The sequence below is a fragment of the Sphingopyxis macrogoltabida genome (genome assembly GCF_001314325.1).
Taxonomy (GTDB): domain Bacteria; phylum Pseudomonadota; class Alphaproteobacteria; order Sphingomonadales; family Sphingomonadaceae; genus Sphingopyxis; species Sphingopyxis macrogoltabida.
The window spans coordinates 412,344-435,722 of record NZ_CP009429.1 but is presented as its reverse complement, the minus strand read 5'-3'; the positions used below and the strand labels follow the sequence as shown (position 1 = coordinate 435,722).

Sequence of the window (23,379 nt, the reverse complement as noted above, 5' to 3'; positions counted from 1 at the left end):
CGGATGCGCGCGACGTTTCCGCCGTGCGCGGCCCATAGTTCCTGCCTGCTGCGTCGCTTGTCTGGCTACGCGGCCGTCAAGCTTGTGAAGGCGATGCTAATCGCGCCCGCGCGCCTTGGCAAGCGGGCTCGTGCAAGGGTGTGTTACCGTAACTTCAAGGGGTTGCCGCGCACCTTGGGGCGCGCGGCAGACTGCCTCAAATCACTCCGTGACAATGCTTGTACTTGCGCCCCGAACCGCAGGGGCACGGCGCATTGCGGCTGATCTCCATCTCGGCATAGGGGTTTTCACCCTCGGGCAGGTCGGGACGCGGGATCTGCATCGGCGGCAGCGTGTTGGCGATGACGCCAAGGTCGCCGCCATCGATATCGGCGCTGTTGTCTTCGCCGGTGAACGGGTCGATGTGCGTGGTCAGGAAGTCGGGAAGCTCGGGCAACGCCATCGGCTCGGGCTCTTCGTAACGCAGATCGAGCCGCGCGATCGTCCGCGTCACATCCTCGCGGATGTTCGACAGCATGCGCTCGAACAGCGCGAAGGCTTCCTGCTTATATTCGTTGATCGGCTGCTTCTGCGCATAGGCGCGGAGGAACACGACCTGGCGGAGCGCGTCGAGCGTCGAGAGATGCTCTTTCCAGTGATGGTCGAGCGTCTGGAGCAGCACCGATTTCTCGATCCCCTTCCATGTGTCGATGTCGACCTGCGCCGCTTTCTCCGCAGCCACCGCGTCGGCCTGCGCCTGGATGCGCTCCTCGAACATTTCGGGGTCGACCGCGTCTTCCTGCATCCAGTCGTCGATCGGCGGCGCGAGATCGAGAATGTTGAGCGTCCGCTCCTTCATCGCCTCGACGTCCCACTGTTCGGGATAGCTGCCCGGGGGACACGCATCGGCGACGATCGCGTTGACGGTCTCGGCGCGCATCGCGGCCATTACCTCGTCGACAGTTTCGCTGTCGATGATGTCGCCGCGCTGTTCGTAGATGACCTTGCGCTGGTCGTTCATCACGTCATCATATTCGACGACCTGCTTGCGGATGTCGTAGTTGCGTGCCTCGACCTTCTTCTGCGCGGTCTCGATCGCCTTCGACAGCCACTTCGATCCGATCGCTTCGCCATCCTCCAGATTCTTGTTCATCATCTTGGAAAACAGCGTGTCGGGGCCGAAGATACGCAGCAGGTCGTCGTCGAGGCAGAGGTAGAATTTGCTGAGGCCGGGGTCGCCCTGACGTCCCGAACGGCCGCGGAGCTGATTGTCGATACGACGGCTTTCGTGGCGTTCGGTCGCCAGCACGAACAGCCCGCCGGCGGCCTTCACGGCCTCGCGCTCGGCGGCGACTTCGGCCTGGATACGGGCGATTGCGGCGTCGCGTTCCGGACCTTCGGCAATCTCCTTCAGCTCGTCGTCGATGCGGAACTCTTCGTTACCGCCCAGTTTGATGTCGGTGCCGCGGCCCGCCATGTTCGTCGCGATGGTGACCGCGCCGGTGCGGCCCGCCTGCGCGACGATATGCGCTTCGCTCTCGTGGAAGCGCGCGTTGAGGACGCTGTGCGGGACGCCTTCCTTTTCGAGATAGGACGACAGTAGTTCGGACTTCTCGATCGACACGGTGCCGACCAGCACCGGCTGGCCGCGCTCGTTCGCTTCGCGGATCGTCTTGGCGATCGCCCCGAACTTGTCGGTGATATTCTTGTAGAACTCGTCCTCCTCGTCCTGGCGCGCGATCGGGCGGTTGGTCGGGATGGTGACGACGTTCATCTTGTAGATGTCGAAGAATTCGGCCGCCTCGGTCGCCGCGGTACCGGTCATGCCGGAAAGCTTCGGGTACATGCGGAAATAATTCTGGAAGGTGATCGACGCGAGCGTCTGGTTCTCGGGCTCGATCTTGACGCCTTCCTTCGCCTCGACCGCCTGGTGCAGGCCGTCGGACCAGCGGCGGCCGTCCATCATGCGGCCGGTGAATTCGTCGATGATCACGACCTTGTCGTCCTTGACGATATAGTCGGTGTCGAGCTTGAACATGACGATCGCCTTCAGCGCCTGATTGACGTGATGGACGATCTGGGTGTTCTCGATGTCGTAAAGGTTGCTGCCCTGCAGCAGCCCTGCGGCTTCGAGCAACCGTTCGACATGTTCGGTGCCGTCTTCGGTCAGGTTGATCGACTTGGTCTTCTCGTCCTTCTCGTAATCATCCTCGCCGAGTTGGTGCACCACCTCGTTGACGCGGATATAGAGTTCGGACTTGTCGTCGGTCGGGCCCGAGATGATCAGCGGCGTGCGCGCCTCGTCGATCAGGATCGAATCGACCTCGTCGACGATGCCGAAATTGAACTCGCGGTGCACCATCTGCACCCGGTCGAACTTCATATTGTCGCGAAGATAGTCGAAGCCGAGTTCGTTGTTCGTCGCATAGGTGATGTCGCTGTTATACGCCTCGCGCCGCTGGATCTCGTTGAGGTTGGGGACGATGACCCCGGTGGTCAGGCCAAGGAAGCCGTAAACCGCACTCATCCACTCGGCATCGCGACGGGCGAGATAGTCGTTGACCGTCACGACATGGACGCCCTTGCCTTCGAGCGCGTTGAGATAGCAGGGCAGCGTCGCCATCAGCGTCTTGCCTTCGCCCGTCGCCATTTCGGCGATCTCGCCGCGATGAAGGACGATGCCGCCGATCATCTGGACGTCGAAATGGCGCATGCCGAGCGTGCGCTTCGACGCCTCGCGCACCGTTGCAAAGGCTTCGGGAAGGATCTGGTCGAGCGTCTCGCCCGCCGCAAGCCGGTCGCGAAATTTCTGCGTCTGCGCCTGCAAGGCCGCATCGTCGAGGGCTTCGAGTTCGGGCTCGAACGCGTTGATCTTGTCGACGATCTTGCGCATCGAGGTGACGTAACGGTCGTTCGACGAGCCGAACAGGCTTTTGGCGAGGCCAGCAAACATGGCGGATTTCCTTGGAATATCGATAGATGGAGGGCAGCTTCGGGGCCGCTGGAGATATGGCAAAATGGCGCCGCCAGGGGCGCTGCGTTCGCGCGCGAACGCTATGATCCGCGGCTATTCGAGCGCGCGGTCGCTACCGGTGAGCAGGCCCGGCAAGTGCGGCGGAGCCGCCTTGCGAACCTTGCGTCCGCCGCCACCGCCGCTGGTGCGGCGGGTCGGGGTGGTTGTCGCAGGGCGGCGTTCATTGTCGCTGGTCTCGGCCTGTCCGGCCGTCTCGGCGAACATGATGAGCGACCCCATCGCCGCCGGAACGGCAGGCGCGGCTGCGGCCCGGTCGGCGGTCGCCAGGCCGGTCAGCAATGCCAATAGGGTCAACAATAACCGCAAGAATCGCCCCAGTTCGTTTCCGTAAGCGCCCCATAGTGCGCACAGGACCCTGAACATAGGGTGAAAGCCAGGAAACGTCTAGGGTCAGGATATTATTTCGGAACGCCTCCGCGCGGCCCGATGTCTTCGGTGGTGACCTCGATCGTCATGCGATAGCGTCGCGACACCGGCTTGCCTTCGCTGTCGAGCGGCGGCGGGTAAGGCGCGGAAGCTTCGACTCCCTGGCACAGATCGACGGCTGCGGTCTGATCGCCCGCGGGCGCGACGAGGCCTTCGACGCGGCCCTCACAGCTCGCAACGCCTCCCTCAGCGTCCAGGACATATTGGAGCGTCATACGGCCCGGGTCGGAAAACGGCAGCGGGCCGGGCATCGCCGGCGCGCCCTCGGGAATGCTCCAGCGTATGCGGTTCGTATATGTACCCCCGACCGCCATGCCGGTCCGGTCCTTACCCGGTTCGAAGAGCGCGCGTTCCATCACCAGATCGCATGTCGCAGCGTCAAGATCGGCGTGCCCGCTGCTCGAAACAATCTCGCATTTTCGCGGCAGGCCGCTGTTGTCGTACGTCAGGCGAAAGCCCGTCACACCCTCGCGTTCCTCGCGCATCGCTTGCGGCGGATAATCGTCATTCGTTACCCAGCCCCCCGGGTTGGTGGCCGGCGCACCCGGCTCGGAAAGATCGGCAGACGGCGGCGATGCCGCCCCGCCCTGGGGCGCACCAAACGCAAGCATCATCGCCATGAGCAGCATTGCCGCCTCCCTTTTTCGCCCCCAAGCGGCAAGTTTCGTCCGCTATCCCGACGTCTTAGCCATCCCGATTTCACCTTGCAAAGCCGTAACTTGCGAATTGCCGCTTGACCTTTGCGCGGCCTTCACATCTTCTTGCAACTGACAATGATGTAAGGAGAGGGCGGATGGCACGAAAGGCGATTTTCATCACCGGCGGCGGGTCGGGGATTGGCCGCGCGACCGCGCGCCACTTCGCTGCCAAAGGCTGGTTCGTCGGCATCGCCGACGTCAACAAGCAGGGGATCGACGAAACCGCGGCGCTGCTGCCCGACGGCGCATCGTCGCGCCATGTCATGGACGTGCGCGACCGCGACCAGTGGCGGGCGGCGCTCGATGCCTTTGCCGGCGCCAGCGGCGGCCGCCTCGATGTCCTGTTCAACAACGCCGGCATCGGATCGGGCGGCCAGTATATCGACATGGCGCCAGACGAAGCCGACCGGTTGATCGCGATCAACTTCGGCGGCGTCGTCAACGGCATTTACATGGCGCTGCCGCTGCTTCGCGCGACGCCGGGGTCGACGATCCTCAACACCGGCTCGGCGTCGGGTTTCTATGGCGTCGCCGGGCTCGCGGTCTATTCGGCGACCAAGTTCGCGGTGCGCGGCCTCACCGAAGCGCTCGAGATCGAATTCGCCAAGCACGACATCAAGGTGCGCTCGCTGATGCCGGGCTTCATCGACACGCCGCTGCTCGACCAGGTCAGCGCCGACAGCAACGAACCCGCGCGCAACCGCCTGTCGGCGAGCGGCTTCGAGATCGTGCCCGTCGAACGCGTCGCCGAGGCGGCTTGGGAGGCGGTACACGGCGACCGGGTGCACGTCACCGTCGGCAAGATGGCAAAGCGGCTGGCGCGTATCGCGCGCTGGTTTCCCGGCCTGATCGTGCGGCAATCGAAGAAGATCGACGGGCTGGGCACGGCGGCGCATTGAGCGTTCCAACCCGGCCTAGCCGTCCGCATTGAGGTGAAAGCGGACATGGGCCTTTTGTACTCTAAAGTATTGGAAACGGACTTCTAAACACGTAAGCTGCCGGATGGAACACCCCCCGGCCCGCTGCTCGCGGATACCTGCCTCGCCTTTAACCCCGTTCCCGCGCAGCGGCGCCGCGCCGATGGCTGGACGCTCGAAGCCCAGGCCAATTTCATCCGCGCGCTCGAAGCGACGGGTTCGACCGGCAAGGCGGCGCGCGCCGTTGGCATGGGCCGGGCCTCGGCCTATCGCCTCCGCGAACGGCCGGATGCCGCCAGCTTCGCCGCGGCGTGGGACCGCGCCATATCGATGGGCCGTACCTATCAATTCAGCATCGCAATGGACCGCGCACTCAACGGCATCACCATCGTCCGCGTCCTCAAGGGCGGTGCGATCGACGTCAGCGGCTGTCCGGACATGGCGGTCGTGAACGCCGTTCTACGCGACGAGGGCTTCGCTAAAGCGACAAAGGAGACATTCTGAACGCGCGCGTGCGAATCTTTTGTCGCTTTAGAACAAAAGAAACCCGCCCCCGGGCCCATGTCCCCGGGGGCGGGTCCTTGCGGCCCGTCGGCGCCGGCCGATCAGGCGAGGTCGAAACGGTCGGCGTTCATCACCTTGGTCCAGGCCTTGACGAAGTCCTTGACGAATTTTTCGCCACTGTCGGACTGCGCATAGACCTCGCCGACCGCGCGGAGTTCGGCGTTGGAACCGAAGATCAGGTCGGCCCGCGTCGCACGCCACTTCTCGCCGCCGTCCTTGCGGTCGGTGGCGACATATTCGTCGTCGCCCGCGGCCTTCCACACGTTGGTCATGTCATAGAGGTTGACGAAATAGTCGTTCGTCAGCTGCCCCGACCGCTTGGTGAAATGGCCATGGCCGCGCTCGCCGTGGTTGGCGCCGAGGACGCGCAGGCCTCCCACCAGCACGGTCATTTCGGGCACCGTCAGACCGAGCAGCGAGGCGCGGTCGAGCATCATCTCCTCGACCTTCACCGCCAGCTTTTTCTTGCCGACATAGTTGCGGAAGGCGTCGGCCTCGGGCTCCATCACCGCGAAGCTGTCGGCGTCGGTCTGTTCCGCCGTCGCGTCGCCGCGACCGCCGGTGAACGGCACATTGGTGGCGCCCGCCTTCTCCAGCCCGACCACGCCGCCGAGGACGATGGCATCGGCCAGCGACATCGAACCGCGCAGGCCGTTCAACGTATCGATCACCTTGGCGAGCGCGGCCGGTTCGTTGACGTCCCAATCCTTCTGCGGCGCCAGCGCAACGCGCGCGCCATTCGCGCCGCCGCGGAAGTCGGACTTGCGATAGGTGCTCGCCGACGCCCAGGCGGTCTTGACCAGTTGGCTCACCGTCAGGCCGCTGTCGGCGATCTTCGCCTTCACGGCTGCGACATCGGCGTCCGACGGCTTGGAACCCGCAGGGATCGGGTCCTGCCAGATCAGGTCTTCGGCGGGAACTTCGGGGCCCAGGTAACGGACCTTCGGACCCATGTCGCGGTGGGTCAGCTTGAACCATGCGCGCGCGAAGGCATCCTTGAACGCTTCATGGTCGTCGCGGAACTTCTCGCTGATGGCGCGGAATTCGGGGTCGCGCTTCAACGCCATGTCGGCGGTGGTCATCATCGTCGGCACCTTCTTGCCGGGGACATGGGCGTCGGGCGCCATATCCTCTTCCTTCTGGCCGATCGGCTGCCACTGGTTCGCGCCTGCGGGCGATTTCACCAGCTCGTAATCATAGTCGAACAGCAGGCGGAAATAATTCTCGGTCCATTCGCGCGGCGTGTTGGTCCACGCGCCCTCGATGCCGCTGGTCACCGTATGCTCGCCGATGCCGCCATGGTCTTCGCCGCTGACCCAGCCGAAACCCTGCGCGGCAATGTCGCCGCCCGAGGGTGCGGCACCAAGCGTCGAGGCGTCGCCATTGCCGTGCGCCTTGCCGAAGGTGTGACCGCCGGCGGTCAGCGCTACGGTTTCCTCGGAGTTCATCGCCATGCGATCGAAGGTTTCCTTCATATCGCGCGCCATGCCCTCGTCGTTATGCGGATTGCCCTGCGGCCCCTCCGGATTGACGTAGATCAGGCCCATCTGGATCGCGGCCAGCGGGCCTTCGATGACCATATTCTTGTCGGGGTCGATGCGGGTCTGAACGCCTTCGTTCACCCATTTGTCCTCCGAACCCCAATAGATGTCGCGTTCGGGCTCGAACACATCGACGCGGCCGCCGCCGAAGCCGAACACCGGCCCGCCCATGCTCTCGATCGCGACATTGCCGGTCAGGATGAACAGGTCGGCCCAGCTGATCTTGTTGCCGTATTTCTGCTTGATCGGCCACAGCAGGCGCCGCGCCTTGTCGAGGTTGCCATTGTCGGGCCAGCTATCGAGCGGAGCAAAGCGCTGTTGCCCGCTGTTGGCGCCGCCGCGGCCGTCGGCGGTGCGATAGGTGCCTGCGGCATGCCACGCCATGCGGATGAAGAAGGGCCCGTAATGGCCATAGTCGGCCGGCCACCACGGCTGGCTGTCGGTCATCAGCGCGGTCAGGTCATCCTTCAAGGCCTGATAATCGAGCGACTTGAACGCCGCCGCATAATCGAAATCGTCGCCGAGCGGGTTCGACGAACCATTGGGATTGAGGATCTCGGTCGCCAGCATGTCGGGCCACCAGTCCTTGTTGGTGCGGCCAAGCAGGGCGCGGACGCCACCGGGCTGATGGACCGGGCAACCGCTGCCGATGGGGGTCTGGTCGTTCATGCAGTCTCTCCTCTTTGTTATGGTTGGATGCTGGCGTGTCGGGATGACGGGCGCGTGACGCTGGCGCGGCCGCTAGGTCGCTGTGGACGGTCGGCGCGGGCAGGCGTCGAGTCGATGGCGTCATCCTTTCGTTCTGACGGGTCGAGGATAGGCCGCGCCCTCCAATCGACCTAAACGAATAAGCCGGATATAGTCATCGAACGAACCGATCATTGGCCGGTCCGGTTGCGGACCATGGCGTGGCCCGTCCCGCGTCCGCCACGCCTCGGCGAACATCGGCAACATGTTGATCTCTCGGGGGTTGCTCTACTGTCGCGGCATGATGGCATGGCGCGGCAAAAGGAGATGGAAAGTGGCTAACACCCCCAACCAGCAGAACGAGAAAAAGCCGCAGGCGGACCGCGACGAAGAGCAGCGCCGCCAGCAGCAACAGCAGGGCGGGCAGAACCGCCAGCCCGGCAGCGATCAGCGCCCCGGACAGGGCCGCGAGAACCCGCAGCAGCGCTGATCCACGTCAGCCTGCATGAGAAAGGGCCGCCCCCACGGGAGCGGCCCTTTTCTTTTGTACCGGCGGTGGACGATCAGAAGTTGAACTTCACCGTGCCGCCCCATGTCCGCGGGTCGCCGACGGTGCCGGCGATCAGGCCGGTGTTGCCGGGCGCCACCTGCAACAATTCGATATAGTTCACATCGAAGGCATTGCGCACCCAACCGAAGACGTCGAAGCCCTCGGCCCGGAAGCCGACCCGGAAGTTGGTCAGCGCATAGCCCTTGACGTTGGTGTAGATCGAGGGCGACGCATTCGAATTCCAGTGCGAGCGATAATTGCCGTCGACGCCCAGATAGACCTGCCCTTCCTTCGCGAGCAACGTCACCGGAACATTGGTCTCCGCACCATAGGAGAAGGCCCATTTCGACACGCCCGGCAGACGCTGGCCGGAAATGTCGCACTGCCGCGGGCTGAGCGCGCCGGGAACGCCGGGCTGCGAATAATCGGGTTCGGCGCCGTCCGGCTGGAGCGTGCCGCCCGACAGTTCGGGCGGACACGGCGCGTTGGTGAACTTCTTGTACTTCGCGTCGGTATAGGCGCCGTTGGCATAAGCGGTGAAGCGATCGCTCGCGACGATCTTGAGGTCGGCTTCGATCCCCTGCGTCCGGACCTTGTCGGCGTTGGCGAGATAGCCGCGCACCGTCCCGAACTGGCCGCCGTTCACCGTCGCCTGGAAATTCTTGATGTCGGTGCGGAACGCCGACAGGTTGAAGGTCGCCCGGCGATCGAGGAACTGCGTCTTGAGCCCCACCTCGAAGTGGTTGATCGATTCGGGCTTCACCGTGCTCGCATCATAGTTGACGCTATTGTCGGCGTTGAGCGGCAAGCCGTTCTGGTTGATGCCCAGCGTCTTGAAGCTCTTGGCATAGGTCGCATAGGCGAGGATGTCGGGCGCAACCTTGTAGTTTACGTTGAAATCGTAAGTGAAGTTCCAGGCACTGTCCGACGGCGTGCTGAGCTGCGGCTGATACACGCCGCACTGCGCCGAAAGCCCCGCCACCGTGCCGGGCGCCGGAATGGGCGTACAGCTGATGACCTCGCCCTGACCGTTGGTCACGACGCGTTCGTAGAAGCCCGACTTCTTGTCATAGTTGACGCGCACGCCGGGCTGGATGGTCAAGGCGTCGGTCACCTTCCAGCTAAGCTGGCCGAACAGCGCCGCGCTGGTGCTCTTGAGATATTGCGTGTTTGTGGCGGTCAGGCCTTCGAGGATGGCCGGATTGTCGGCATTGGCGCCGGTCAGGCTCCACTTGCTGGCGTCCGCGCCCTGCTGCTCGGTCCCTTGGGTATCGATCCGCTGCTTGAAGCCGAACAGGCCGACGACGAAGTCGAGCTTGTCGCTTTCGTAATTGTAGCGGAACTCTTGGCTGTACTGGTCCTGCTGCGACGGATTCTGCGATTTCGAGACGATCGAGAGACCGGTGAAGTCGCGGTCGTTCTCGGGCTGCCAGTCCCAGAAGCGCCATGCGGTGATCGAGGTGAAGGTGCCCGGACCGACATCCCACTTCACCCGCGCCGAAACGCCGCCGATCTTGTTGCCGGCATTGAGGCTGGCGTCGAGGTCGGTCAGGCGGTCGTATGGATTGGTGCTCGGCACCGCATAGTTGCGACCCGGATTGGCGGCGTTGATCGCGGCGACCAGCGCGTCATATTGGCGGCCGGGCGCACGCTGGGTCGTACCGACGCGGACATAGGTCGTGCCGCAGCATTCGGGATCCTGCCGGCTGTAGTCGCCCGCAAGCGTGATGCTGAGATCTTCGTTGGGCTGGAACAGGAGCTGGCCGCGCAGGCCCAGATTGTCCTGTTCGTTGATCCAGCGGTCGCTGGTGACGTTGTAGAGGGTACCGCGCCGGCTGGTCGCGGCGATGGCGATGCGCGCGGCGATCTTGTCGGTCAGCGGGCCCGAGATCGCGGCCTTCGCCTGCCGGTAGTTGAGGTTGCCGACACTGACCTCGGCCCTGCCCTCGAAATCGAAGGTCGGCTGGTTGGTCGTGATGTTGATCGCGCCGGCGGTGGTGTTCTTGCCATAGAGCGTGCCCTGCGGCCCGCGCAGCACCTCGACCTGCTCGACATCCAGAAAGTCGAAGGTCGCGGCGGCAACACGCGAATTATAGACGTCGTCGACATAGATGCCGACGCCCTGCTCGAAGCCATCGCTGGTCAGGCCGAACGGCACGCCCATGCCGCGAATGTTGACCGACGTGTTGCGCGGGTTCGAGGTATAGACCTGCAACGTCGGCGCGAGTTGCTGAAGCTTCACGACGTTGAAATTGCCCGTCGCCTCGATCGAATCGCCCCGAATGACCGAGATTGCGACCGGCACTTCCTGCGCGGTTTCCTGGCGGCGGCGGGCGGTGACGATGATCACGTCGCCGCGGCTGGCATCGTCGTCGGCCGCTGCAGAGGCATTGGCCGTGGCGGCGGTGGTCGTGGCAAGGGCCGCACCATTCGCTGCACTGTCGGCGGACGCTTCTTCGGCCGCGGCCGGCGTCGCGCCGAGCGCGAGAAGAAGCGAAAGCGTGACGGAAGACGCCTGCACACGGCGGCGGACGGACGGGTATTTCGCGGTCATGGTTATTTCCTGTTGCAAGAGAAATCACCACATCCGGTCGTCCGGTCTGCAGCAGGTAGTGCGGAGGACGCCTGTCCCCCGTTGGGAGTTTTGAATTCAGTTGGGGTAGCGGTGGCGCTCGGTCACATCGACCTGCACCAGCCGGCCCTCGTGAACGGTCAGCTGGATCGCCCCGAAGCGCAGCTTTTCGAGCGCGTCGAGCACGGTCTGCACCGCGCGCGGCGTCGCTTCCTGCGCGCTTTCCGCTTCGGCTTTCGGATGGGTCATCTTGTCCTTCCCTTCGTTTTTGAGTCGGCGCGCAACCTATATCAAGTTTTTTAGTAGACAATGATTGATTTGCTTTCTGCGCCGAAAGGTTCGGTTGCTGCGCCAAAGCGATTCAGGGGCGCGACGGGTCGACAAGGGTGCGAACGCCGGGGATTGCGCGCGAGTCCCAGTGCTGGCAAAGGCGGTTTCAATGAGCAAAATTAACGATCTGATGGCGCGCGGAACTGCGCTTCTGGGCAGCGATTACGCCATCCTTTGCGGCGCGATGAGCTGGGTTTCCGAACGAAGCCTCGTCAGCGCGATCAGCAATGCGGGCGGTTTCGGCGTCATCGCCTGTGGCGCGATGACGCCCGAACTTCTCGATACCGAAATTGCCGCAACCAAGGCGATCGCAAAGCGCAATTTCGGCGTCAACCTGATCACCATGCACCCGCAGTTGTTCGATCTGATCGACGTGTGCGCCAAACATGGCGTTGGCCATGTCGTGCTCGCGGGCGGGCTGCCGCCCAAGGGCAGCCTCGAAGCGATCAAGGCATCGGGCGCGAAGGTCATCTGCTTCGCCCCGACCCTCGCGCTCGCCAAGAAGCTCGTCCGCTCGGGCGTCGACGCGCTGGTGATCGAGGGGATGGAGGCCGGCGGCCATATCGGCCCGGTGTCGACCAGTGTGCTTGCGCAGGAAATCCTGCCCTCGCTCGCGGACGAAGTGCCGATTTTCGTCGCCGGCGGCATCGGCCGCGGCGAAGCGATCGCCGCCTATCTGGAAATGGGCGCGTCGGGCGTCCAGCTCGGCACGCGCTTCGTCTGCGCGACCGAAAGCATCGCCCACCCCAATTTCAAGAAGGCCTTCATGCGTGCCTCGGCGCGCGAAGCCGTGGCGAGTGTCCAGATCGATCCGCGCCTGCCGGTGATCCCGGTTCGCGCACTCAAAAATGCCGGGACCGAGGCGTTTACCGTCAAACAGCGCGAGGTCGCGAACCGCCTCGACGGCGGCGAGGTCGACATGGCGGAGGCGCAGCTCGAGATCGAGCATTATTGGGCCGGCGCATTGCGTCGCGCGGTGATCGACGGCGATGTCGAAAATGGTTCGTTAATGGCAGGGCAATCTGTGGGTATGGTAACGCAGGAAGAGAGCGTCGCCGATATTATCGCGGCTTTGGTGCAACAGGCCGAAGCCGCCTTGCACGCTCGGGGTTGAGGCCGCATGCTGGTGCGGTTGGGGAGAATATGATGAATTTGTCGCGTAAGATCGTTGTGGCCGGGCTTTTGGCGAGCGTCGCTGCCTGCGCACCCAAGCCGCCGCCGCCGCCGCCGCCCCCGCCGCCCCCGCCGCCGGTGATCGTCGTCCCGCCGCGTCCGATTCCGCCGGGCAGCGCCGCGCTCACCCAGATCCTGCCGGGACGCGGGATCGACGGCCGCTTCGTCACCGCAAACAGCCACATGACCGGCGACCGCGCCTTCTGGCAGATGAAAATCGGCCTCAATGTCGCAGCGATCGGCTGCCGCGGGATCGAGGAAGCAACTTTGGTGTCGTCGTACAACAATATCATCAAGGCGCATGCCAAGGTGATCAAGGCGACTGAAAAGACGGTGATCAAGGATCTCGGCAAGGAAAACGGCAATAACGGCATCGCGCCGCGCGACCGCCTGTCAACGCAATTGTTCAACTATTTCGCCCAGCCGCCGGCGCAGCGCGAATTTTGTGTGCGCGCGAACGAGATCGCGCAGATCGTGTCGTCGACACCGTCCGCGCAACTCGTCGAGCAGGCGCCCGCGCATCTCGCGCGGCTCGACCAGCCCTTCATCGACTTTTACGAAGCCTATGCGAAATATCAGGTCGATGTTGCGGCGTGGGATGCCAAATATGCCGCGCCGCCGCCGGTGACCAGCGCCCCGGCGCCGCTGACGACAACAGTGCCGACCGATACGTCGGTGACGGTCGGCCCGCCGGCGGTCCCGCCGACGGGCGGCACCAACCCCTGAGCATCGTCCGACAAAATCACGTGCGGCCTTGGCGTTGACCCCCTGCTTCTGATAGCAGGGAGTCAATGACCAACGCCCCACCCCCGCCTTCGACCGCCGCCCAGTCAGCGCGCACGATCCTGACCCGGCTGCACGAAGTGATGGCGGCGCGGACCAATGCGCAGAGCAAGCTCAATCAGGTCGTCGGCATCATCGGCGAATGCCTCGATAGCGAGGTCTGCTCGATCTACCTGCTGCGCGACGGGTCGCTCGAACTCTATGCGACGCGCGGGTTGAAGCAGGAGGCGGTGCACGTCACCCGGCTGGCGCTCGGCGAAGGCCTTGTCGGCACGATCGCCGACCAGATCGAAACGCTGAACCTCGACGAAGCGGCGGCGCATCCCGACTTTTCCTATCGTCCCGAGACCGGCGAGGAATTGTTCCACAGCTTTGCCGGCGTGCCGATCATCCGCCGCGAACGCGCCGTCGGCGTGCTCTGCGTCCAGCACAGCGACCCGCGCCGCTATGCCGATATCGAGATCGAGACGCTGCAGACCGTCGCGATGGTGTTGTCCGAACTGATCGCCAACGCCGACCTCGTCGACACCGCGGCGCGCATCGACGCCGCCGCGACCGACCAGTCGGCGCAGCGGCTGGCCGGACAGAAACTCGTCGACGGCATGGGCGCCGGGATCGCGGTTTTCCACCAGCCGCGCATCACCATCGAACATACGGTCGCCGACGACATCGAGGCCGAGCGCCACCGCGTCTATGCCGCGTTCGACAAGATGCGCGAACAGATCGACCGCATGACCAGCCAGGCCGAATTCGGCGTCGGCGGCGAACATGAGGAGGTTCTCGAGACCTACAAGATGTTCGCCTATGACGAAGGCTGGTCGCGCCGGATCAACGAAGCGATCGACAGCGGCCTGACCGCCGAGGCGGCGATCGAGCGCGTCCAGCAACGCACCCGGATGCGCATGCGCCAGATCGACGATCCGCTGCTGCGCGACCGCATGCACGACCTCGAGGATCTGTCGAACCGGCTGATCCGGATCGTGTCGGGCCAGATGGGCACCGCCGCGCAAATGGGCCTGCGGCAGGATTCGATCCTGATCGCGCGCAACCTCGGCCCCGCCGAACTGCTCGAATATGATCGCCGCCGCCTGAAGGGCGTCGTCCTCGAGGAAGGGTCGCTGACCGCGCACGTCATCATCGTCGCGCGCGCGATGGGAGTTCCCGTTCTCGGCCGCGTCCGCGACGTGCGCACGTCGATCCGCGAAGGCGATCTGCTGCTGATCGACGCCGGCGCCGGCACGCTGCAGGTCCGCCCGACGCAGGCGATACAGGACGCCTTCGACGCCAAGCTCGAAATCTCGCAAAAGCGCCGCGCCAACCTTGCCACGCTGCGTGACCTGCCTGCGGTGACGAAGGATGGCGTGCCGATCGAACTGATGATCAACGCCGGCCTCCGCGAGGATGTTGCGGCGCTGGACCTGACCGGGGCGCGCGGCATCGGCCTGTTCCGCACCGAATTCCAGTTCCTCGTCTCGGCGACCCTGCCCGCGCGCGAACGGCAGCAGCGCCTCTATCGCGACGTGCTCGACGCCGCCGGCGACCGGCCGGTGATCTTTCGCACCGTCGACATCGGCGGCGACAAGGCGCTGCCCTATATGAACACCGACACCGCGCTGGAGGAAAATCCGGCGATGGGGTGGCGCGCGCTCCGCCTCGCACTCGAACGCGAGGGATTGCTCAAGGTGCAGGCGCGCGCGCTGATGGAAGCGGCGGCCGGGCGGACGCTGAATGTGATGTTCCCGATGGTGTCCGAGCCGTGGGAATATGAAGCGGCACGCGACCTGTTCGTCGGCCAGCGCGCGTGGCTCGCCAGCCATAACAAGAAGCTGCCGGTGGCAATCCGCTATGGCGCGATGCTCGAGGTTCCGGGACTGGTCGAAACACTCGACCTGATGCTGCCGCACCTCGACTTCCTGTCGATCGGCACCAACGACCTTACCCAGTTCCTCTTCGCTGCCGACCGCGCGCACCCGCGGCTGGCGGAGCGTTATGACTGGCTGTCGCCGACGGTCATGCGTTACCTGTCGCGCGTCGTCAAAATCGTCGCGGGCAGCAAGGTCGCGCTCGGCGTCTGCGGCGAAATGGGCGGGCGCCCGCTCGAGGCGATGGCCCTGCTCGGCGTCGGGATCGAGCGGCTGTCGATCACCCCGGCAGGCGTCGGACCGGTCAAGGCGATGATTCGCTCGCTCCACCTCGGCGCGCTGCGCGCCGCAATGCCTGCCATCCTCGCGCAGCCGGCGGCCGACCCGCGCGGCCAGTATCAGCAATGGGCGAGCGCGCATGGCGTCGACTTGGGCGATTGATCTGGGGCGATTGACCGCCGGGGTAATTGCTTTTGTGAAAATGTTTATGATATGTTCTCCATGTATATGAGGAGAGCGATATGACTGATTCTGCTGCCCGCGCCGCCGGCCAATGCCATTGCGGCGCCATCCGCTATTCGATGCCGACCGCGGTCGAACATCATGCGCTGTGCCATTGCCAGGACTGCCGCCGCCATTCGGGCGCCCCGATGGTGGGTTGGGGGCTGGTCAGCCGCGATGCGCTCGACATGACCGGCGAGCCCAAAGTCTATGCCTCGTCCGAACATGGCCGCCGCCATTTCTGCAGCGAGTGCGGCACCGGGCTCTTCTATACCAACGAGGCGATCTTTCCGGGTCAGATCGACGTCCAGACCGCGACGCTCGACGACCCCGACCTGATCCCGGCACAGGTGCAGATCCAGACCGCCGAACGGATCGGCTGGATGGAAAATCTCGATCAGATGCCGGCGTTCGAGCGTTATCCGGGCTGAGCGGCGTGAGCCCCCTGCCCCTCAGGGCCGCTCGCCAAAAGCCTGACGCTGGGCCTTCTTGGCCCGGTCCCACCAGGCGCGGCGGATGACATCGGCGATACGTTCGGGATCGTCGGACCCGAAGCGGACGAGCAACGCGTGCCAGCCTTCGTAATGCGGCGTCTGCCAGAAAGTGGCGGGGTCGGTTTCGAGGAGGATGTCCTTTTCGTCGGGCTTGCACATCACGGCAAAGCTTCCCGCTTCGCGCCCGGGCGATGCCAGCGCCTTGCCGCCCAGCTTGGGACAGGGCGTGCCGTAGAAGGACAGCATCTCGACATCGGGCAAGGTGCAGGCAAAGCGCACCACATCGTCCCAGCTGTCAAATTTCGGCGTCATCAGCCGCCCCGCGCCCGCCGTTGTTCGTCCCACCAAGCGATCCGCTCGGCAATGCGCTTTTCGAACCCGCGGTCGGTCGGCTGGTAATAGGTCTGCGCGCCCATGCCTTCGGGCCAGTAATCGGCGCCCGAAAATCCGCCCTCGGCGTCATGGTCATATTCATAGCCCGCACCATAGCCGAGATCCTTCATCAGCTTGGTCGGAGCGTTGAGGATATTGGCGGGCGGCGCGAGCGACCCGGTGTCGCGTGCCGAAGCAAAGGCCGCCTTTTGCGCGGCATAGGCGGCGTTCGATTTGGGCGCGGTCGCGAGATAGAGGCACGCCTGCACGATCGCGAGTTCGCCTTCGGGCGAGCCGAGGAACTGATAGGCGTCCTTCGCGGCGAGGCATTGCACGAGCGCCTGCGGGTCGGCGAGGCCGACATCCTCGCTCGCGAAGCGGACAAGCCGCCGCAGCACATAAAGCGGCTCCTCGCCCGCGACGAGCATACGCGCCATGTAATAAAGCGCCGCCTGCGGATCCGACCCGCGCAGCGCCTTGTGGAGCGCCGAGATCAGATTGTAGTGCCCGTCGCGATCCTTGTCGTAGACGGGCATGCGGCGATGGAGGAACTGCGCCAGCTCGGCCGGATCGAGCGGCGCGTCGATCGCGGCCGAGAACAGCGTTTCGACCTGATTGAGCAGAAAACGCCCGTCGCCGTCGGCACTGGCGATCAGCGAGGCCCGCGCATCGTCGGTGACCGGCAGCGCGCGGCCGACCTCGGCCTCGGCACGCTCGACCAGTGTCGCCAGCGCCGCCTCGTCGAGGCGATGGAGCACCAGCACCTGCGCGCGCGACAGCAGCGCGGCGTTGAGCGCGAAACTAGGATTTTCGGTCGTCGCGCCGACCAGCACCACCGTGCCGCGCTCGACATAGGGCAGGAAACCGTCCTGCTGGGCGCGATTGAAGCGGTGAATTTCGTCGACGAAAAGCAGGGTGCGCTTGCCGGCCGCCGCCATCTTTTCGGCATCGGCGAAGGCCTGGCGCAGGTCGGCGACGCCCGAAAAGACCGCCGACAGCGGCGCGAAGCGCATGCCGACCGCCTCGGCCAGCAGCCGCGCGATCGTCGTCTTGCCGGTCCCCGGCGGCCCCCAGAGGATGATCGACGACAATTGCCCCGCCGCGACCATTCGCCCGATCGTCCCTTCGGGGCCGGTCAGATGCTCCTGCCCGACGACGTCGGCGAGCGCGCGCGGGCGCAAACGTTCGGCGAGCGGCACCGCCCCCGTCGCGCCGCCGCCCCGCTCTGCAGGCGCGTCCTCGCCAAACAGGTCGCCGGCCATCGCGGGCTCAGCTCCCGTGCCGCTGTTTCTGGCGGATCAGCCGCAAATAGGTGTCGGCGACCGTCTGGTTGATCGCATCCCACTGATAGGTTGCGCTTTCCTGCAGCGCCGCCGCGCCATGCGCCGCGCGCAGGGCGGGATCGCGGCAATAGCGTTCGAGATCGTCGGCAAAGCTGGTGATCGACCCCGGCGTCACGAGATAGCCCGTCTGGCCGTGCTTGACGATGCTCGCGCTGCCGGTCGCGCGCGCGGCGACGACCGGCAGCCCGCACGCCATAGCCTCAAGGGTGACGTTGCCGAAGGTCTCGGTAACCGACGGGTTGAACAGCATGTCGCACGACGCCAGCGCGCGGGCGAGGTTGTCGCCGCCCTGAAAGCCGACGAACTTGGCGCGCGGCAGCCGCGATTCGAACCAGTCACCGGCCGGACCCTCGCCGATCACGACGACCTCGTGCGGGACGCCGCGGCGGCCGAGCTGGTCGATCGCATCGGCGAAGACATCGAGCCCCTTTTCCATCACCAGCCGCCCGAGGAAAGCGATCGCCGGGACGTCATCGGCCATCCCCCACGAGCGGCGCCAGGTCAGATCGCGGCGTCCGGGGTTGAACACATCGCGCTCGACCCCGCGCGTCCAGATACCGATATCGTAGTTCATCCGCTGCTGGCGCAGCACCTGGGCGAAGCTTTCCGACGGCGCGATCAGCGCATCGCACTTGCGGTACAGCTTGCGCAGCCAGGCAACGATGACCGGTTCGAGGAAGGACAGGTTGTAGTAGCGGAAATAGGTTTCGAAGCGCGTGTGCACCGAACAGGCGACCGGAATGCGCCGCCGCCGCGCCCATGCCGCCGCCTGTCGCGACACCCGGTCGGGGCTGGAGATATGGAGGATGTTCGGGGCGAACTGGGTGATATCCTCGCGGACCCGCGACGAGAAATGGAGCGGGATGCGATATTCGGGGCGGTTCGGGATCGCCATCGACGGCACGCTGACCAGATCGCCCGTCGGTTCGAAATCGGGGTTGGCGACGGTCGGCGAATAGACGCGCACCGCCGCCCCCTGCGACAGCAGATAGCCGACGAGGCGGTTCAACGCCTTGTTCGCGCCGTCGACCGTCATGTTGTAATTGCCGCTGAAGAGGGCGATGCGAAGGTCCGAAACGTCCATCCGGCCTCAGCTAGTCCGATCAGGGCTTAAAGGCAATCGGGCGCAGGCGTCCGCCCTCCGCGATCAATAATCCTCCGGACGCTCCGGCGGGGCTTCGAGATCGACCTCGACCGGCGGATGGAGGCGCAAGTGATGGACGCGGCGCTCGTCGGCCTCGGTCACCTCGATCCGCCAGCCGCTCGGGTGGAGCAATATTTCGCCGACCTCGGGCACATGACCGGCGAGGACGGCGGCAAGGCCGCCCAGCGTGTCGACATCCTCGTCGACCTCGGCGAGCCGCGGGTCGATCGCCTCGCCGATGTCATCGAGTTCGGCGCGCGCGTCGGCTTCCCAGCAGCCATGCTCGCCCGCGACGATCAGCGGTTCGGGTTCGTCGTCATGCTCGTCCTCGATCTCGCCGACGATTTCCTCGACCAGATCCTCGATCGTCAGCAGTCCTTCGGTGCCCGAATATTCGTCGATGACGATGGCAAGATGGGTCCGTTTGGCGCGCATTTCGGCGAGCAGGTCGAGGACGCCCATCGACTGCGGGACATAGAGCGGCTGGCGGATCAGGTCGAGCAGCGGCGGCGGCGCCCGTCCCTCGGCCAGCACCGCGAAGACATCCTTGACGTGGATCATGCCGACGACCTCGTCGAGCGTCTCGCGATAGACCGGCAGGCGGCTGTGGCCCGCTTCGGCAAAGAGCGCGACCGCTTCGGCAAAACTCGCGCTTTCGGGGATGGCGATGATGTCGGCGCGCGGCACCGCGACGTCGTCGACGGTCTGTTCGCCGAAATGGAGGAGGTTGCGCAGCATCTTGCGCTCGATCGGCGACAGGTCGCCGACGATGCTACTCCCGCGCCGCTCCTGGCCTTCCTCCTCGGCCTCGTCGATGACCTCTTCGATCTGTTCGCGCAGCGACGGCTCCTTGTCGCCGCCGAACAACAGGTTCTTCAGCCCGGACAACAGTCCGGATCTACTACTGTCCTCTTCCGATCGGTTCGAAGACCCCTGGTCGTCGGGCATATATTGGCTTTTCCCTGTTAATCCTGCTCCGCATATGGATTGGCGATGCCCAGCGATGCAAGCGCTTTCACTTCCAGCGCCTCCATCGCCGCCGCGCTCGCATCGTCCATATGATCGTAACCGACGAGGTGGAGCGTGCCGTGGACGATCAGGTGCGTCGCATGATCGACGAGCGGAACCCCCTTTTCCTCGGCCTCGCGTGCGCAGGTTTCGCGCGCGAGGACGATGTCGCCGAGCAGGATTTCGCCATCGTCGCTGTTCGCCAGTCCTTCGAGCAGGTCTTCCTGCACTTGCGGAAAAGACAGGACGTTGGTCGGCTTGTCCTTGCCGCGAAAATCGCGGTTAAGCGCGTGCACCTCGGCATCGTTGGTCAGGCGCACCGCGATCTCGACCAGCGGCGCGGCGTTGGCGAGCGATGCATAGGGCGTCAGCGCGAGCGCCGCAGCGGCGGCTTCGCCGGCGCGCACCTCCCAGTCGAGCGCATCGGGCCACGGCGTCGCGGCATGGGTCTCGACGCTCAGCATGCGGCCAGACCATGAAGCAAAAGGGCAGAAAACTGCGCAACTTCACACTGAAATGACGTTTTGCGCGCGTCGGACGCGACAGGGAGAATGGCCAAGCGGATCATCGCGCAACGCTATAACGGCGGTGCAATGTAAGACAGCGAAATTTCGTCAGGCCATCATCGCGCCAATATCGTCACCGCCGACATCCCGTCCTCGACCCCGTAAAAGCCGCCGCTGTTCTCCGCGATCGCGATGCGCGCGCCTTCGACCTGTCGCGCGCCGGCATCCCCACGTAAATGCGTTACCAGTTCGAAAATCTGCCCCAGCCCGGTCGCACCGAGCGGGTGGCCTTTCGATACCAGCCCGCCCGACACATTGACCGGAATGCGCCCGCCGAGCGCCGTGTCGCCGCGCTCGGCGGCGATGCCCGCCTCGCCGGGCGCGCAGAGGCCGAGCGCTTCGGTCTGGATCATCTCGCCGATCGAGCTGGCGTCGTGAACCTCGGCGATGTCGATATCCTTCGGACCGACGCTCGCCTTTTCATAAGCGCGCGCGCCGACGATGCGCGTGACATGGCGTGCATAATCGTCGGGCGCCCGCTCGCTGCCGGTCTGCGATTCCGCCGCCAGCACACGCACCGCGCGCGCATCGGGAAAGCGCCTTGCCCAATCGGCGCTGCACACGATTGCCGCCGCCGCGCCGTCGCTGATCGGCGCGCACATCGGATTGGTCAGCGGCCAGGCGACGGTCGGCGCCGCGAGCACCTCGTCGACCGACATCGGCTTGCGATACTGGCTCAAGGGATTGTGCACCGAATGGCCGTGATCCTTGGCCGCGACCGCCGCGATCTGGCGCTGCGTCGAGCCATAGGTGGCGATGTGCAGCCGCGCCTGTGCGGCATAGGCCTGCATCAGCACATTGGGACTGTCGCTCTCGCCCCCCGGCGGCACCGGTGCGAGCAGGCCGGCGGTCTTCGCGAGATAGGCCTCGGCCTCGACGATGTCGCGCGGCTGCTGGAACACCGCGAATTTCTTGGCGCGGTCGTCCGAATAAAGCTTCTCGACCCCGACGACGAGCACGCAGTCCGCCAGCCCCGCGCGGACATAGTCGACCGCAACATGCAGCCCGACCGTAGAGCTGGCGCACGCCGCCTCGACATGGAAGCCGCGTACCCCCGAAATGCCGAGCGGGCGCAGCGCATATTCGCCGGGGATCGACATTTCGCCGGCAAAAAAGCCCTGAATGACATTGGCATAGACCGCCATGTCGATCTCGCCCGGCGGCACCCCGCTGTCGGCCAGCGCATCGCGCACTGCCCATTGGGTAAGCTGCTCGTGGCTCTTGTCGAGATGGCGGCCGAACGGCGTCATGCCGACGCCGAGGATCACGGCATCGCGCATCAGATCGCCCTCCCCGCCGCCGTCCAGCGTTCGCGGCGCAGTTCGGCGCGCAGCACCTTGCCCGCATTGCTGCGCGGCAGCGCCGCGACGACCTCGATCGCCTTGGGCGTCTTCACCGGCCCCAGCGCGTCGCGGGCTGCGGCGAGCAGCGCCTCGGTATCGATATTTGCCCCAGCCCGCGGCTCGACCACGGCGACCACGGCCTCGCCCCATTTGTCGTCGGGCACGCCGATCACCGCGCAATCCTGGACATCGGGATGCGCGAGGATCGCCTGTTCGACCTCGGCGGGATAGATGTTGAACCCGCCCGAGATGATCATGTCCTTCTTGCGGTCGACGACATAGAACCAGCCGTCTTCGTCGCGCACCCCGATGTCGCCCGTATGGTGCCAGCCGAAGGTGGACACTTCGGCCGTCGCCTCCGGGTTCTTGTAATAGCCCGCCATCACCAGCGGCCCGCGCACGACGATCTCGCCGCGCTCGCCCGGCGGGAGGATATTGCCTTCCTCGTCCATGATCTCGACGATCGACAGCAGGTTGGCGCGGCCGCAGCTCCCCGGATGCGCGAGTTCGCCGTCGGCGTTCAGATGCTCGTGCGGCGGCATCGCCGTCACGCACATCGGCGCCTCGGTCTGCCCGAAGCTCGCGTTCATCACCGGCCCCAGCACGTCGATCGCTTCCTTCAGCCGGTCGAGCGACATCGGCGCCCCGGCGTAGCTGATATATTCGAGGCTTGAGAGATCCGCAGTCCTGACGCTCGGCTCGGCGAGCAGCATGTAGATCGCGGTCGGCGGCAGGAACATATAGGTCACGCGGTGTTTCTCGATCGCCGCGACCACGGCGGGCGGATCGAATTTCGGCAGCACGACCACCGTCCCGCCCAGTGCCATGCTCGCGAGCGCAAGCGGCCCTGCGGCATGCGTCATCGGCGCGGCGACGAGGTTCACCGGCGGTATTTTCATGGGCATCGATGCGACAAGGCTCGACACCAGCGCCTGCCAGTTGCGGTTCGACAGCATCACGCCCTTGGGCCGCCCCGTCGTGCCGCCGGTATTGCCGAGAAACGCGAGTTCGTCCTCATGCCCCGAGCGCCGCTGCGGCGCCGGCTCGGCCGAAGCTTCCAGCATATCCTCGAGGAAGATATCGGCTTCGGGAAAGGGGCGGTCGAGCGCGATATAGCGGCGGATGTTCGGGCATTCGGCGCGGAAGGTCGCGATGCGGTCCGCAACCTCCGAATGGACGAACAAGGTATCCACGTCGAGCAGATCGAGCAGATAGGCATTTTCGCCCACCGCCGCGCGGTTGTTCGCCATCACCCACACACCGTCGGCGCGCAGGATGCCGAGGATCGCCTCGAACGCGACCATCGCATTGCCGCTCAGCACCGCCGCATGTGCGCCGGCGGCGAAACCGTCGGCGATCAGCGCGCGCGCGATGGCGTGGCTGCGCGCCGACACCTCGGCATAGGTCCGCATGGCGTCGCCGGCGATCATGCACGGCTTGTCATGCGCCATCCGCGCGCCGCGATCGAAATAGTCGATCATCCGCATCGGCG

At 65.2% G+C, this 23,379-nt stretch carries 20 protein-coding genes; 7 read left to right on the top strand and 13 right to left on the bottom strand.

Annotated elements, in window-relative coordinates:
* Positions 1-196: 196 nt before the first annotated feature.
* The 3 genes from secA to LH19_RS02210 form a co-directional block, all read right to left on the bottom strand.
* The gene (secA, locus tag LH19_RS02220; protein WP_054724545.1) at positions 197-2,932 is read right to left on the bottom strand and encodes a preprotein translocase subunit SecA; all 2,736 of its coding nucleotides are present in this window, start codon (positions 2,930-2,932) and stop codon (positions 197-199) included.
* A 114-nt stretch (positions 2,933-3,046) separates the two neighbouring features.
* Complete coding sequence (locus LH19_RS02215; RefSeq protein WP_234716060.1) at positions 3,047-3,307, bottom strand: hypothetical protein; 261 nt, start codon at positions 3,305-3,307, stop codon at positions 3,047-3,049.
* 104 nt (positions 3,308-3,411) lie between these two features.
* Entirely contained in the window at positions 3,412-4,068 is a 657-nt protein-coding gene (locus LH19_RS02210; protein ID WP_054724544.1) for an energy transducer TonB, read from the bottom strand.
* 164 nt (positions 4,069-4,232) lie between these two features.
* Here LH19_RS02210 and LH19_RS02205 point away from each other — a divergent pair, with 164 nt between their 5' ends.
* Together LH19_RS02205 and LH19_RS02200 are read left to right on the top strand one after the other, a co-directional pair.
* Positions 4,233-5,036, top strand: coding sequence for an SDR family oxidoreductase (locus LH19_RS02205; protein ID WP_054724542.1), 804 nt, complete (start codon positions 4,233-4,235; stop codon positions 5,034-5,036).
* Between the two features lie 267 nt (positions 5,037-5,303).
* A complete protein-coding gene (locus LH19_RS02200) occupies positions 5,304-5,558 on the top strand; it encodes a hypothetical protein (protein WP_054724540.1) in 255 nt (84 codons plus the stop codon).
* Between the two features lie 101 nt (positions 5,559-5,659).
* Here the strand turns inward: LH19_RS02200 and katG are convergent, their stop codons facing one another.
* Positions 5,660-7,828, bottom strand: a complete 2,169-nt coding sequence (katG, locus tag LH19_RS02195) for a catalase/peroxidase HPI (protein WP_054724538.1) — start codon at positions 7,826-7,828, stop codon at positions 5,660-5,662.
* A 352-nt stretch (positions 7,829-8,180) separates the two neighbouring features.
* Between katG and LH19_RS02190 the strand changes: the two genes are divergently transcribed.
* Positions 8,181-8,336 (top strand): hypothetical protein, encoded by a 156-nt coding sequence (locus tag LH19_RS02190; RefSeq protein WP_156343991.1) that lies wholly within the window; start codon positions 8,181-8,183, stop codon positions 8,334-8,336.
* Between the two features lie 73 nt (positions 8,337-8,409).
* Here the strand turns inward: LH19_RS02190 and LH19_RS02185 are convergent, their stop codons facing one another.
* Both LH19_RS02185 and LH19_RS27625 read right to left on the bottom strand, forming a co-directional pair.
* The gene (locus LH19_RS02185) at positions 8,410-10,950 is read right to left on the bottom strand and encodes a TonB-dependent receptor (RefSeq protein WP_054724534.1); all 2,541 of its coding nucleotides are present in this window, start codon (positions 10,948-10,950) and stop codon (positions 8,410-8,412) included.
* Between the two features lie 96 nt (positions 10,951-11,046).
* Positions 11,047-11,217 (bottom strand): YezD family protein, encoded by a 171-nt coding sequence (locus tag LH19_RS27625; RefSeq protein WP_082395381.1) that lies wholly within the window; start codon positions 11,215-11,217, stop codon positions 11,047-11,049.
* A 190-nt stretch (positions 11,218-11,407) separates the two neighbouring features.
* Here LH19_RS27625 and LH19_RS02180 point away from each other — a divergent pair, with 190 nt between their 5' ends.
* The 4 genes from LH19_RS02180 (at position 11,408) to LH19_RS02165 (ending at position 16,048) form a co-directional block, all read left to right on the top strand.
* Positions 11,408-12,412: an NAD(P)H-dependent flavin oxidoreductase gene (locus LH19_RS02180; protein ID WP_054724532.1), complete on the top strand. Its 1,005-nt coding sequence runs from the start codon at positions 11,408-11,410 to the stop codon at positions 12,410-12,412.
* 29 nt (positions 12,413-12,441) lie between these two features.
* On the top strand, positions 12,442-13,197 hold the full coding sequence (locus LH19_RS02175) for a hypothetical protein (RefSeq protein ID WP_234716059.1): 756 nt from the start codon (positions 12,442-12,444) through the stop codon (positions 13,195-13,197).
* Positions 13,198-13,262: 65 nt separating this feature from the next.
* Complete coding sequence (ptsP, locus tag LH19_RS02170) at positions 13,263-15,557, top strand: phosphoenolpyruvate--protein phosphotransferase (protein ID WP_054724531.1); 2,295 nt, start codon at positions 13,263-13,265, stop codon at positions 15,555-15,557.
* Positions 15,558-15,637: 80 nt separating this feature from the next.
* Positions 15,638-16,048, top strand: a complete 411-nt coding sequence (locus LH19_RS02165) for a GFA family protein (RefSeq protein WP_054724529.1) — start codon at positions 15,638-15,640, stop codon at positions 16,046-16,048.
* Positions 16,049-16,069: 21 nt separating this feature from the next.
* On the opposite strand, the gene LH19_RS02160 is transcribed toward LH19_RS02165, so the two are convergent.
* The 7 genes from LH19_RS02160 to LH19_RS02130 form a co-directional block, all read right to left on the bottom strand.
* A complete protein-coding gene (locus LH19_RS02160; RefSeq protein ID WP_054724526.1) occupies positions 16,070-16,423 on the bottom strand; it encodes an MmcQ/YjbR family DNA-binding protein in 354 nt (117 codons plus the stop codon).
* The gene (locus LH19_RS02155; protein ID WP_082395380.1) at positions 16,423-17,745 is read right to left on the bottom strand and encodes a replication-associated recombination protein A; all 1,323 of its coding nucleotides are present in this window, start codon (positions 17,743-17,745) and stop codon (positions 16,423-16,425) included. The genes LH19_RS02160 and LH19_RS02155 overlap by 1 nt, the downstream gene beginning before the upstream one ends.
* Before the next feature lie 7 nt (positions 17,746-17,752).
* Positions 17,753-18,910 carry a glycosyltransferase family 4 protein gene (locus tag LH19_RS02150; protein ID WP_054724524.1) on the bottom strand — a complete coding sequence of 386 codons (1,158 nt, stop codon included), beginning with the start codon at positions 18,908-18,910 and terminating at the stop codon, positions 17,753-17,755.
* A 63-nt stretch (positions 18,911-18,973) separates the two neighbouring features.
* The gene (locus LH19_RS02145; RefSeq protein ID WP_054724522.1) at positions 18,974-19,918 is read right to left on the bottom strand and encodes a hemolysin family protein; all 945 of its coding nucleotides are present in this window, start codon (positions 19,916-19,918) and stop codon (positions 18,974-18,976) included.
* Positions 19,919-19,935: 17 nt separating this feature from the next.
* Positions 19,936-20,442, bottom strand: a complete 507-nt coding sequence (gene ybeY, locus LH19_RS02140) for an rRNA maturation RNase YbeY (RefSeq protein ID WP_054724521.1) — start codon at positions 20,440-20,442, stop codon at positions 19,936-19,938.
* Between the two features lie 158 nt (positions 20,443-20,600).
* Complete coding sequence (locus tag LH19_RS02135; protein WP_054724518.1) at positions 20,601-21,824, bottom strand: thiolase family protein; 1,224 nt, start codon at positions 21,822-21,824, stop codon at positions 20,601-20,603.
* Complete coding sequence (locus tag LH19_RS02130) at positions 21,824-23,374, bottom strand: class I adenylate-forming enzyme family protein (protein WP_054724517.1); 1,551 nt, start codon at positions 23,372-23,374, stop codon at positions 21,824-21,826. The genes LH19_RS02135 and LH19_RS02130 overlap by 1 nt, the downstream gene beginning before the upstream one ends.
* Between the last annotated feature and the right edge of the window lie 5 nt (positions 23,375-23,379).

What these genes read in the sequence shown, in the direction of transcription:
- LH19_RS02180 (WP_054724532.1), top strand. Translation starts at nt 11,408, where the DNA reads ATGAGCAAAATTAACGATCTGATGGCGCGCGGAACTGCGCTTCTGGGC.
- LH19_RS27625 (WP_082395381.1), bottom strand. Translation starts at nt 11,217, where the DNA reads ATGACCCATCCGAAAGCCGAAGCGGAAAGCGCGCAGGAAGCGACGCCG.
- LH19_RS02130 (WP_054724517.1), bottom strand. Translation starts at nt 23,374, where the DNA reads ATGCGGATGATCGACTATTTCGATCGCGGCGCGCGGATGGCGCATGAC.
- LH19_RS02160 (WP_054724526.1), bottom strand. Translation starts at nt 16,423, where the DNA reads ATGACGCCGAAATTTGACAGCTGGGACGATGTGGTGCGCTTTGCCTGC.
- LH19_RS02210 (WP_054724544.1), bottom strand. Translation starts at nt 4,068, where the DNA reads ATGCTGCTCATGGCGATGATGCTTGCGTTTGGTGCGCCCCAGGGCGGG.
- LH19_RS02200 (WP_054724540.1), top strand. Translation starts at nt 5,304, where the DNA reads ATGGGCCGGGCCTCGGCCTATCGCCTCCGCGAACGGCCGGATGCCGCC.
- katG (WP_054724538.1), bottom strand. Translation starts at nt 7,828, where the DNA reads ATGAACGACCAGACCCCCATCGGCAGCGGTTGCCCGGTCCATCAGCCC.
- LH19_RS02165 (WP_054724529.1), top strand. Translation starts at nt 15,638, where the DNA reads ATGACTGATTCTGCTGCCCGCGCCGCCGGCCAATGCCATTGCGGCGCC.
- LH19_RS02150 (WP_054724524.1), bottom strand. Translation starts at nt 18,910, where the DNA reads ATGGACGTTTCGGACCTTCGCATCGCCCTCTTCAGCGGCAATTACAAC.
- LH19_RS02135 (WP_054724518.1), bottom strand. Translation starts at nt 21,824, where the DNA reads ATGCGCGATGCCGTGATCCTCGGCGTCGGCATGACGCCGTTCGGCCGC.
- secA (WP_054724545.1), bottom strand. Translation starts at nt 2,932, where the DNA reads ATGTTTGCTGGCCTCGCCAAAAGCCTGTTCGGCTCGTCGAACGACCGT.
- ptsP (WP_054724531.1), top strand. Translation starts at nt 13,263, where the DNA reads ATGACCAACGCCCCACCCCCGCCTTCGACCGCCGCCCAGTCAGCGCGC.
- LH19_RS02185 (WP_054724534.1), bottom strand. Translation starts at nt 10,950, where the DNA reads ATGACCGCGAAATACCCGTCCGTCCGCCGCCGTGTGCAGGCGTCTTCC.
- LH19_RS02145 (WP_054724522.1), bottom strand. Translation starts at nt 19,918, where the DNA reads ATGCCCGACGACCAGGGGTCTTCGAACCGATCGGAAGAGGACAGTAGT.
- LH19_RS02205 (WP_054724542.1), top strand. Translation starts at nt 4,233, where the DNA reads ATGGCACGAAAGGCGATTTTCATCACCGGCGGCGGGTCGGGGATTGGC.
- LH19_RS02155 (WP_082395380.1), bottom strand. Translation starts at nt 17,745, where the DNA reads ATGGCCGGCGACCTGTTTGGCGAGGACGCGCCTGCAGAGCGGGGCGGC.
- LH19_RS02175 (WP_234716059.1), top strand. Translation starts at nt 12,442, where the DNA reads ATGATGAATTTGTCGCGTAAGATCGTTGTGGCCGGGCTTTTGGCGAGC.
- ybeY (WP_054724521.1), bottom strand. Translation starts at nt 20,442, where the DNA reads ATGCTGAGCGTCGAGACCCATGCCGCGACGCCGTGGCCCGATGCGCTC.